Here is a 10,471-nt window from a genome sequence, read left to right as displayed (position 1 = left end):
CGCCCCCGCACGGTCTCCCCCCGCCCGTCCGCCACCCAGGCGCCCTGGGCCCCCCATCCTCGTACGCCCCCCACACCGCGCGGGAGCCCCGCAGGCCCCGCCCGCGCGCTTGTTCTTCCAAGGTTCTCCATCGCGGCGGCACCCGTTCACGCATGGCCTGAAACGTGCGGTGACGACCCCGAAGGAGACCCATGTCCCCGCACATCCGCCGCGTCCTCACCGCACTCGCGGTCCTGGTGCTCGCCCTCCTCGCCACCGCGCGCCCCGCCCTCGCGCACGGCTTCAGCTCCACCGTCTTCCTGCACGTGAGCGGCGAGGCGGAGGGCCGGATACGTACCGATCTCGCCCTCGAATACGACCTGTTCGTCGTCTCCGCCGCCGACGCGGGCCACGACGACGCGCTCTTCCGCGCGGGCACCGCCGCCTTCGAGGACGGCGAGGCGAAGGAGCAGGCCGAGGCACTCGACGCCCACGCGAGGACCGCGCTCGCGTACGTCGAGGACCGCTTCGCCGTCACGTCCGGCGGCACCGCGTGCACGCCCGCGCGCGTGGGCGGCTTCACGATGGACCGCAGGGAGGGCGTCCCGTACACCCACCTCCTGCTCGACTGGACGTGCGCGGACCGCGCGGGCACGCTCGCGGTGCGCGGCACGCTCTTCCCCGACGCCGAGGGGTACGTCAAGGGCACGAAGACGATCGCCACCTACGACGTCGCGGGCCGCTCGGGCAGCGCCGCGCTCGACGCCGCGCACCCCTCGTTCTCCGTGGAACAGACCTGGTACGAACGGTTCTGGGAGTTCTTCAGGCTCGGCGCGGAGCACCTGCTGGGCGGGATCGACCACATCCTCTTCCTGCTCGCCCTCATCGTGGGCTCGCGCCGCCCCCGCGAGATCGTCCTCGCGGCGACGAGCTTCACCCTCGCCCACTCGGTGACCTTCCTCCTCGCCGCGCTCGGCGCGGTCGACGTGCCGGCGCGCGTCGTCGAACCGGTCATCGCGCTGTCGATCGCGGTCGTCGCGGGCGGCTGGCTGTGGCGGCTCGCGCGGGGGCGGGCGCAGGGCGAGGCGGCGTACGGGGACGGGCCGCTCGGCCTCGACCGGACCGGCTGGACCCGGCTCGGCATGGTCTTCTGCTTCGGCCTCGTCCACGGCCTGGGCTTCGCGGGCGCGCTCGGCATCGACGAGGCGTGGTCGTGGACGCTCCTGTGGTCGCTGCTCGTCTTCAACGTCGGCATCGAGGCGGTTCAACTCGGCCTGATCGCCCTCGTCTTCCCGCTCCTCCTGCTGCTCCGCCGCCGCGCCCCGCGCACGGCGCTGTGGGTGACGGGCGCGGTCTCGGCGGGGGTCGCGGCGATGGGGCTCGTGTGGTGCGTGCAACGGGTGCTGGCGGGCTGAGCGCCGCCGTACGAGACCGATCGCCCTGCCCCTGGCCGAAAACCATTCCCATCCGGCTGTACGGGGTTCAACCACCACCGCCCCCGCGTTTGCACGTCATTTACCCGCTCCCGAGACGCTGTTGACCTTCACTCGTTCCCCACGAGAAACGGACACCATGAACACCAGACCCTCCTCGCGGGCCGCCCGGCCCGCGCGGCGCCGCGTGGCCACCGGGACCGCCGCGGCGATCCTGGGCATGACGATGGCGCTCGGCGGCGCGCTCGCCTCGCCCGCCACCGCGGCCGACGCCGCGTCCGCCACCGGAATCATCCTCGGCGTCGGCGCCAACGAGACCCAGCGCACCGTCTCCTGGTACACCACCGAGGACAGCGCCCAGCAGGTGCAGCTCGTCCCGACCGCGCGGCTCGCGAACGGCGAATTCCCCGCCGACGCCTCGGTCTTCGACGCGAGCGGCTCCGCGAACATCGCGACGAGCGGCGGCTTCAACCGGCACGCGACGCTCACCGGTCTCCAGGAGCACACCGCGTACTCGTACCGCGTCGGCACCGCGGGCTCGTGGTCGCCCACGTACTCCTTCACGACGCAGGACTTCGAGGGCGACTACGACTTCCTCTTCTACGGGGACCCGCAGATCGGCTCCTCGGGCGACACCGCGAAGGACCAGGCGGGCTGGGAGGACACCGTCGACGTGTCCCTCGCCGCCAACCCGGACGCGGAACTGCTCGTCTCCGGCGGCGACCAGGTCGAGAGCGCGAACAACGAGTCGCAGTGGAACGCCTTCCTCGCCCCCGCCAAGCTGAAGCAGTACCCGTGGGCGGCGACGATCGGCAACCACGACGTCGGCGGCAAGGCGTACGAGCAGCACCTGTACACGCCGAACACCGACCGCTCGGCCCCGTACTACTCCAACGGGAACCCGTCCTCGAACACCTCGGGCGGCGACTACTGGTACATCTACAAGGACACGCTGTTCATCGACCTGAACAGCAACAGCTACGCCACCTCGCAGGGCGGCGGCGGTGACGCGGCGCACCTGTCCTACGTGAACGACATCATCGAGAAGCACGGCTCCGAGGCGAAGTGGAAGGTGCTGGTCTACCACCACGCCATCTACTCCCCCGCCTCGCACGCCAAGGACAGCGACAACAAGGTCCGCAGGACCGACTTCCCGACGGCCTTCTCGAAGCTCGGCGTGGACCTGGTCCTCCAGGGTCACGACCACAGCTACTCCCGCAGCTACCTGATCAAGAACGGTCAGAAGGCGGACCCGGAGGAGCAGCCGGGCCAGAACGAGGTCTACCCGGGCCCCGGCGGCGTCCTCTACGTGACCGCCAACTCGGCCTCGGGCTCGAAGTACTACGACATCACCCCGCCCGACAACAGCGGCACGAGCGGTGCCGGAAACGGCGCCGACCCGCTCAACCCCGGCAGCTACTGGTACAACTCCGTGCAGAACCAGGAGCACGTGCGCAGCTACGTCAAGGTCGGCGTCCGCAAGGACAAGCTGGTCGTCGAGAACCTGCGCAGCGGTACGTGCGCGGCGCCCAACGCGGCCGTCGAGCTGAAGCAGGACGACTGCGCGAACACGAGCGAGGGGCAGCCGGTCGGCTCGATCGTCGACAAGGTCACCGTCCACCCGCACCACGGCGGCGGCCAGGACCTCCAGGTCGACGTGCCCGAGGCGGCGCCCGGTGAGTTCGGCTGGACGATCGACGGCTACAACGGCCTCGTCGACCTCGGTACGGCCAAGGACAAGGACGGCGACCACTTCGAGGCGGCCGGGACGATCAACCCGATAGCCGTGACCGACAGCCGCCGCACCCTCGCGCCCTGGTCGGTCTCCGCGAGCGTCGGCGACTTCAAGGACGCGGACAAGACCTTCTCGGGCTCCAACCTCGGCTGGACGCCGAAGGTGCTCCAGGAGGGCGCGGGCGCGAAGGCCGGGGCGCCGATCGGCTCCGGCTTCGACACGCAGGGCAAGGGCCTCTCCGTCTCGCGGGGCCTCGGCTCCGCGACGCAGGGCCACGCCAAGGGCAAGGCGAAGCTCGGCGCGGACCTGGACCTGAAGATCCCCGGTTCGGCCGCGAAGGGCTCGTACCGGGCGACCCTGACGATCACCGCGCTCAGCAGCTGAGCCGTACGTACCCGGGGCGGGCGCCCGTCCGGCGCCCGCCCCTCCCCCGCTCCCCTCCCTCCCCTTCCAGGACCCCCCAGGACCCGAGATGCCCACCGCCGCCCGCACTCCCCTCCGCCTCCTCCCGCTCCTCCTCGCCGCCCTCCTCCTGACCGGCGTCTTCGCACCGCCGCCCGCGCACGCGGCGGACGAGGACGTCACCTGGACGGTCCGCACCGCCCCCAACTCCTTCGGCGAGGACCGCTCCAGCTACAGCTACAGCGTGAACCCCGGCGGCCACGTCGAGGACGCGATGGTCGTCGCGAACCGCGGCGGGAAGCCGCTGACGCTCACGGTGTACGCGGCCGACGGCTTCACGACGGACACGGGCTCGCTCGACCTGCTCGCGGCGGGGAAGAAGTCGGTCGGCGTCGGCGCCTGGCTCCGTGCGGACACCACGAAGCTCACCGTCCGGCCGGGGAAGACGGCCGAGATCCCCTTCACCGTCTCGGTCCCGCGCGAGGCCACCCCGGGCGACTACGTGGGCGGCCTGCTCACCTCGCTCAAGCAGCCGGACGACGCCGAGGGCATCAACGTGGACCGCCGCCTGGGCATCAAGGTGAAGCTGCGCGTGAGCGGCGCCCTGAAGCCGGCGCTCACGATCGAGGACGCGCACGTCTCGTACGACGGCACGGCCGACCCCTTCGCACGGGGCGACGCGACGCTGACGTACACGGTCCACAACACCGGCAACGCGGCCGTCGCGGCCCGCCAGACGGCCGGACTCACCGGCCCCTTCGGCTGGTTCACCGCTCACGTACGGAAGCCGAAGGACACCCCCGAACTCCTCCCCGGCGAACGCTGGAAGGTCACGGTCCCGGCCACGGGAGTCACCCCGTCCTTCGCGCTGACGGCGAAGATCACCCTGACCCCGCTCCTGACCGACGCCTCCGGCTCGACGACCCCCCTCCCCCCGGTGAAGGCGACGGCCCACGGCACGGCGATCCCCTGGACCCTGCTCGTCCTCGCCCTGGCCCTCGTCGCCTGCGCGGTGGCAGCGCTCCGCCTCCGCCGCCACCGCAAGCGGGGCGAGGAGGCACGCGTACGGGAGGCGGTGGCGAGGGAGCTGCGGGAGCGGGGGGAGAAGGTGGGCTGACGGGCGGGGCGCGCTACGAGCGCTTGCGGGGCTTCCCGCGCTTGGCGGCGCCGCGGGGCGTCCCCTTGGACGAGCCCTTCGCGGACCCCTTCGCGGCGCCCTTGGCGGACCCCTTGCCGGACCCCTTGGCGGCGCCCTTCGCCGCCCCGGACCGTTCGCGCCCCGGCTTCCCGCCGCTCCGTCCGCCCTCGCCCCGCCCGCCTCGCTCGTTCCGCTCGGCGGTGGCCGGCTGCGGGCCGCGGCTGCTGTTGACCGTACGACCGCGGACGATGCCGATGAAGTGCTCGACGAGGTCCGTCGTCGCGTCCTCGGGCCAGGCGAGGGCCACGCGCGAGACGGGGGCGTCCGTGACCGTGCGGTAGGTGAGGTCGCGGCGGTGGTGGAGCCGGGCGAGGGACTGGGGCACGACGAGCACGCCGATCCCGGCCGCGACCAGCTCGACGGCGTCGGCGGTCGTGGCGGGGCGCTCCTTCGCGGGGTGCCCCGGGAGCGCGTCCCACTCCAGGACGTCGTCGAGCGGGTGCAGCACGGTCTCGTCGGCGAGGTCCGCGGTCGTGACCTCCTCGGCGATCGCGACGAGGTGGTCCTTGGGGATCACGACGACGGTGGCCTCGGTGTACAGGGGGATGGCGCTCATGTCCGTACGGTCCACGGGCAGCCGCAGGAACCCGGCGTCGGCGCCCCGCGCGCGCAGCAGGCCCTCGGCCTCGCCCGCCGGGGCGGCCGTGAGGGTCAGGGGAACACCGGGAAGCCGCTCGTTCCAGACCCGCACCCACTTCGTGGGGGTCACGCCGGGAACGTAGGCGAGCGTGAACGAAGGGGAAGCGTCCGAGCCAGTCACCGCTCCAGGCTACCGGCGGCCGTGGCGCCGTACGCCCCCGGCAGTCGTTACGCTGGACGTATGACGTCGCACAAGACCACCCAGACCATGAAGCCCGCGACCGCGGCGAAGAAGCTGGGTGTGTACCTGGAAGCCACCCCCGCCGAGTTCCGGGAGGGCCCCGTCTCACGCGACGAGCTGAACGCGCTCCAGGCCGACCCGCCCGAGTGGCTCCGCGAACTGCGCCGCAACGGCCCCCACCCCCGCCCGGTGATCGCGGCCCGCCTGGAGATCTCCATCGCGGGCCTGGCCCGCGGCGGCATCACCGACCCCCTCACCACCCCCCAGATCGAGGCCCTCAAACAGGAATGCCCCGACTGGCTCCGCCACGAACGCGCCACCCACACCGAAACCCGCAAGGAAGCCGCCCGCATCAAGGCCCGCAACGAAGAACGCGCGGCGCGCACAGAGCGATAACAGCCTGCGTCCGCTGGTGAGGAAGGTGAGGTACGACCCCAGCCGAATGGGCAGGTGCTGCGTACGTCCACGACCTTCACGGCATCAGGACTCGCTCATTTTCCCATTGGGCAACCCGGATGAAGATGCTTCCTTGACACCAACGGTTCAGGCAACTGCCTTAGCGCTCCGGATGATCGCCGCCTTATGAGGGAGGATGAACCGTACGACTTGGTGGCACTAAGACTCCCTGCCTCTTCCCGCATAAAGAGCGCCATTCTCAACGTCATCCGCGTGGACTATAGCGTTCGGGATGTCCTTGTAATGCATGAGCGCCTTCACTGAGACTCTGTAGCTCCGCCCGGCTCGGGCCGCCGGCAACGGAAAATTACCAGCTCTGATAAGCCTGTATGCCGCAGACTCGGTCACACCCATCACGTATGCCGCTTCACGCAACCCGATAAACTGCGGGTACAGATCCGATGCGTAGTAGTAAAAATTCGGGTCAGATATCCGCGACCGCAGGAGTCCCGAACTCCGCACGGACTGACTTATAGATCCCGAGCGACGCCCTGCCCTGAGCTCCTCGTGGTAACCACTCACAAACTCGAAACAGCCCACCCCGCGAAGCAGAGCACCCCATCGCTCTCCGCGGATTTGCTCCGCAACGCACAGCGAGCGCGGCGGACTGGCCGGACGCATGCGAACCGCTATCGCCGGAGCGACACGCTCCGCGAGGAAGTCCACCACGTAACCGGTGCTCAGGAGCGGCTCTCTGCACGGGCGTCCGCGCCCCCGCGCATCCACCGGCGGCGACGGTGATCCGGCCGCAGCCGCGCGATACCCCTTCCAGCTCGACGTGCCTAGTGCTCTGACCGCATAGGTTCACCGGCTTGGGGCGGTGTCCGGAGCTGGAGGTATCGGGCTGTGATCGTCTTGCCGTTCGTTGGGGGTGTTCTCGACTGCCCACTTGCGGAAGAGGGTGAGTGCCTCGGTGAGGTTGCCTGGTCCGCACGCGGCCTGGAAGGTCATCTCGGATGTCCAGGCCATGACCCAGTCGTCCTTGCCGCGCTTGAGATCGTGGCGGGGGAAGTCGTGTCCTTCCAGGTCGGTCTCCCCCAAGTCGATGCGGACTGACCAACCGGGGTTATCGAGCGTGTCGATCTTGATGCCCCACTCGTGCTCCCAGTCCTCGTTGCACTGGGCGGAGTACCAACCCTGCAGCCAGTCCAAGACGTTCTCGGCTTCTTTCATCGCACGAGATGCTAGGTCAGCCGCGAGTCCAGGACCGGACGCGGCTGGTTCAACTTGCCCTGGGAGTCGCGATGGCCGAGCCGGTGCGCGTGCGAAGACTGACCGATCAGGAGGGGCAGCGGCTGCAGCAGATCGTGCGGCAAGGCTGCACCAGCTCGGTGCGCTACCGGCGCGCGATGATGCTGCTGGCTTCGGCCGGCGGGAACCGCGTCGGCTGCCAGCCGACGCGTCGGAATTTTTCTTCTCCGGCAGATCGGTAGGTGAGAGAGAACGACTCGCGACCGATGAACACGCGTGCTTCGGGATGCCGAAACCCACGGTCCACCGCAGGTTCCTGACCTGGTTGAGAACGGCTTTCCGGGGCCGATATCGTGCACGTGACTGATGCCCGGGATGACATACACGAACTGCCCATATGATCGCACCAAGCTGCTCCCTGACAGGTGCAATACCGAACCACGGTCGAGGCCATCGATGTTTGAGGGCCACTTTCGCGGAGAACGACTCACCTGCGGCTCGTCCAGACGCGGCGCCTTCAACCTCGTCGACCAGGAGGCTGGAAGTGTCGGGCAGGGGTGATTATGCGAGGTTGAGGCTCACCAGCCTACAGAAGGCGAAGGTGCACCCACGGCATGTGCGGTGCGGTCTACGGAGCGGGCCAGCCTAGTACTCCAGCTGTAGATCGTGATCTCGCAGATCGGGCCAGGTTCCGGCTTGCTGTCTCAGGCGAACTGATCAGTGAAAGGGGCTGCCGTAGAAGCGGCCCTGTTCGCACAGAGCGTCGATCTCGGCGTTCTCTGCCTCGCTCAGCTGCGCATCCAGCGCGACGCTGATGACGTGGCGGGCGCGCGCCAGGCGCCGTGCGACATCCCAGTCGTCGATGAACTTGCCGACGGTGTGTTCGTCGGCGCTTCCGGATGCCTGCCGGGATCCGAGCCGGTCGAGGGAGACCACGAACTCGTTCAGGTCCTGGAGGACGGCGACGACCTCGTTGAGGGGCATGCGGATCTCTCGGGGGGACACGTTCATCGGCCGATTCAACTGCAGAGCCAGCACTCAGACCAAGACCCGGCATCTCGCCGGTCGGGGCGGGCACGAGTACGGCTACCGATGATCATCGTCGTTTGTGAAGACGAACGAGGAGTCGGTGGCCGCAGGTCACAGCATAGATCCCGGCCGTTGGCGGGAGGCGTTCGACGTGGTTATGGGCCGGATCGCGGGTCGGTTCGCCCGGGTTGAACCCCGGTTGCGGGCCGGTCGGTTGGTGATGGGACTTCTGTCGGACCTGCCGCGCAAGGACTGTTGGACTATCGCGGAGTGGGTCGGGGAGACGAACCCGCACGGCATGCAGCACCTGCTGTGCCGAGCGTCCTGGGATGCGGATGCCGTGCGTGACGATGTGCGCGAGTACGTCGTCGAGCACCTACACGACGAGGCGGCGGCGCGGCTCGTGGACGAGACCGGCGACGTGAAGAAAGGCATCCACACCGTCGGGTCCAGCGCCAGTACACCGGCACCGCCGGCCGGATCGAGAACTCACAGGTCGCTGTCTATCTCGTCTATGCCGGTGAGCGGGGGCACGCGGCGGTGGACCGGGAGTTGTACGTTCCGCGTTCGTGGACCGGTGCCCCCAATCGCTGCCGGGCGGCCGGGCTCGACGAGGACACCGTCTTCGCCACCAAGCCGGAGCTGGCCCGGGTGATGATCGAGCGGTTCCTGGACGCCGGACACCGCATCGGTTGGGGTGACCGGCGACGAGGTCTATGGCGGCAACCCGAAATTGCGGGCGTCCCTGGAAGAACGCGGTCTGGGCTACGTCCTCGCGGTGGCTTGCTCAGCCGAAGTGACCACCAAGAAAGTTCCGCACCGACACGCTCGCGGCGATGTTGCCCAAGCGAGCCTGGCAGAAGCCGTCAGTTGGACGCGGCGCAAAGGGCCACCGCTTCCACGACTGGGCCGTCATCGACCTCGCAGGCGGGCCGCCGGGACACCGTCAGCTGCTGATTCGGCAGAGCCGCACCACCGGCGAACTCGCCTACTCGCGCTGCCATTCCACCGTACCCGTCCCGCTGCACACCCTGGCCAAGACGGCCGGCTCCCGGTGGCGGGTCGAGGAAACCTTCCAGACCGAGAAGGGCCTGGCGGGGCTCGACGAACACCAGGTCCGCCGCTACTCGTTCTGGGCCCGTTGGGTCACCCTCGCCATGCTCGCTCATGCCTTCCTCGCCGTCGTCCGCACCGACGATCACGCCCGCAGGTCAGGCCCCGACGAACTGATCCCGCTCACCTGCAACGAGATCCAGCATCTGTTTCTCGCCGCCGTCCACCCCATTCACGGCCTCGCTCACCGGCTCGGCTGGTCGGACTGGCGACGCCGCCACCAGGCGCGATCACAGACCAACCATTACCGGCGACAAGCCGCCTGCCATGCATGGAGATCACGATCTACAGCTGGAGTACTAGGGCGTGTCCGTAAAGTCGGTGGGTCGTTGTTCTGTTCGTGGTGCGACGGCATGAATTGACGGATGAGGCGTGGGCGTTGATCGCTCCGTTGTTGGTGCCGGGCCGGATGGGGCGGCCGGTGCGGGACAGGCGTCAGGTGGTGAACGGGATCTTGTGGAAGCTGTCCACGGGGGCTGCCTGGCGTGACCTGCCCGAGCGGTACGGGCCGTGGAAGACGGTCTACGAGCGTTTCCGTCACTGGTCGGCCGACGGCACCTGGGAGCGGCTGCTGGCTCATGTCCAGCAGCACTCGGACGCGGTGGGTGAGGTCGACTGGACGCTGGTCTGCGTGGACTCGACGACGGTGCGGGCGCATCAGCACGCGGCCGGGGCCCGAAAAAGGGGCAGGTCCGGCCCGGTGAGGCGATCGGCCGGTCCCGCGGCGGGCTGACCACGAAGATCCACCTCGCCTGCGACGGGAACGGCCGCCCGCTGGCCTTCACCCTGACCGCCGGGAACGTCAACGACTGCACCCAGTTCGAAGCCGTCATGGCCGGCATCCGCATCAACCGGCCGGGCCCGGGCCGCCCCAGGACCCGGCCCGAACGCGTCGCGGCGGACAAGGGCTACTCGTCCCGGAAAATCCGCGCCTACCTTCGCAAGCGAGGCATCAAGAGCACGATCCCGGAACGACTCGACCAGATCAACGGCCGCCTCAGCAGGGGCGAGAGGCTGTGCGGCCTCGACCGTGCCGCCTACCGGCGCCGCAACCTCGTCGAACGCTGCTTCAGCAAACTCAAGCAGAACAAAGCCCTCGCCACCCGCTACGACAA

The 10,471-nt window shown here is 69.4% G+C and carries 8 protein-coding genes and 2 pseudogenes; 7 read left to right on the top strand and 3 right to left on the bottom strand.

Annotated features, from left to right (window positions below):
- The first annotated feature begins 191 nt into the window (after positions 1-191).
- The 3 genes from G3I42_RS11545 to G3I42_RS11535 all read left to right on the top strand — a co-directional run bounded on the left by G3I42_RS11545 (position 192) and on the right by G3I42_RS11535 (position 4,666).
- Complete coding sequence (locus G3I42_RS11545) at positions 192-1,394, top strand: HupE/UreJ family protein (RefSeq protein ID WP_164285091.1); 1,203 nt, start codon at positions 192-194, stop codon at positions 1,392-1,394.
- A gap of 157 nt (positions 1,395-1,551) precedes the next feature.
- Positions 1,552-3,531 carry a fibronectin type III domain-containing protein gene (locus G3I42_RS11540; RefSeq protein WP_164285089.1) on the top strand — a complete coding sequence of 660 codons (1,980 nt, stop codon included), beginning with the start codon at positions 1,552-1,554 and terminating at the stop codon, positions 3,529-3,531.
- An 88-nt stretch (positions 3,532-3,619) separates the two neighbouring features.
- A complete protein-coding gene (locus tag G3I42_RS11535) occupies positions 3,620-4,666 on the top strand; it encodes a DUF916 domain-containing protein (protein ID WP_164285087.1) in 1,047 nt (348 codons plus the stop codon).
- Between the two features lie 13 nt (positions 4,667-4,679).
- Here G3I42_RS11535 and G3I42_RS11530 read toward each other — a convergent pair whose 3' ends face one another.
- A complete protein-coding gene (locus tag G3I42_RS11530; RefSeq protein WP_164285085.1) occupies positions 4,680-5,507 on the bottom strand; it encodes a LysR family substrate-binding domain-containing protein in 828 nt (275 codons plus the stop codon).
- A gap of 60 nt (positions 5,508-5,567) precedes the next feature.
- Between G3I42_RS11530 and G3I42_RS11525 the strand changes: the two genes are divergently transcribed.
- A complete protein-coding gene (locus G3I42_RS11525) occupies positions 5,568-5,963 on the top strand; it encodes a DUF5997 family protein (protein WP_164285083.1) in 396 nt (131 codons plus the stop codon).
- Between the two features lie 864 nt (positions 5,964-6,827).
- Here the strand turns inward: G3I42_RS11525 and G3I42_RS11515 are convergent.
- Positions 6,828-7,196, bottom strand: a complete 369-nt coding sequence (locus G3I42_RS11515; RefSeq protein WP_164285080.1) for an immunity 53 family protein — start codon at positions 7,194-7,196, stop codon at positions 6,828-6,830.
- A 71-nt stretch (positions 7,197-7,267) separates the two neighbouring features.
- Between G3I42_RS11515 and G3I42_RS11510 the strand changes: the two are divergent.
- A pseudogene (locus tag G3I42_RS11510) lies at positions 7,268-7,408 on the top strand (IS630 family transposase); the annotation flags it as partial.
- Between the two features lie 523 nt (positions 7,409-7,931).
- Here the strand turns inward: G3I42_RS11510 and G3I42_RS11505 are convergent.
- Positions 7,932-8,225 (bottom strand): hypothetical protein, encoded by a 294-nt coding sequence (locus G3I42_RS11505; protein WP_164285078.1) that lies wholly within the window; start codon positions 8,223-8,225, stop codon positions 7,932-7,934.
- 175 nt (positions 8,226-8,400) lie between these two features.
- On the opposite strand from G3I42_RS11505, the pseudogene G3I42_RS11500 reads away from it, so the two are divergent.
- Both G3I42_RS11500 and G3I42_RS11495 read left to right on the top strand, forming a co-directional pair.
- Positions 8,401-9,619, top strand: a pseudogene (locus G3I42_RS11500) (IS701 family transposase); the annotation flags it as partial.
- A gap of 77 nt (positions 9,620-9,696) precedes the next feature.
- Positions 9,697-10,471, top strand: a protein-coding gene (locus G3I42_RS11495; RefSeq protein ID WP_343244521.1) for an IS5 family transposase whose coding sequence is annotated in 2 segments (ribosomal slippage) — positions 9,697-10,051 and positions 10,051-10,471 — 776 coding nt annotated over the 2 segments. Because the reading frame shifts where the segments join, the coding sequence is not laid out codon by codon here. This gene is flagged as partial in the annotation.

The sequence above is a fragment of the Streptomyces sp. SID11385 genome (assembly GCF_010548245.1).
Classification (GTDB): Bacteria; Actinomycetota; Actinomycetes; order Streptomycetales; family Streptomycetaceae; genus Streptomyces.
The sequence above is the reverse complement of the archived record's forward strand: the minus strand, read 5'-3'. Positions and strand labels throughout refer to the sequence as shown.

Excerpts from the sequence above, each read along its gene's own strand:
- G3I42_RS11505 (WP_164285078.1), bottom strand. The coding sequence starts at position 8,225 with ATGAACGTGTCCCCCCGAGAGATCCGCATGCCCCTCAACGAGGTCGTC.
- G3I42_RS11525 (WP_164285083.1), top strand. The coding sequence starts at position 5,568 with ATGACGTCGCACAAGACCACCCAGACCATGAAGCCCGCGACCGCGGCG.
- G3I42_RS11515 (WP_164285080.1), bottom strand. The coding sequence starts at position 7,196 with ATGAAAGAAGCCGAGAACGTCTTGGACTGGCTGCAGGGTTGGTACTCC.
- G3I42_RS11545 (WP_164285091.1), top strand. The coding sequence starts at position 192 with ATGTCCCCGCACATCCGCCGCGTCCTCACCGCACTCGCGGTCCTGGTG.
- G3I42_RS11540 (WP_164285089.1), top strand. The coding sequence starts at position 1,552 with ATGAACACCAGACCCTCCTCGCGGGCCGCCCGGCCCGCGCGGCGCCGC.
- G3I42_RS11535 (WP_164285087.1), top strand. The coding sequence starts at position 3,620 with ATGCCCACCGCCGCCCGCACTCCCCTCCGCCTCCTCCCGCTCCTCCTC.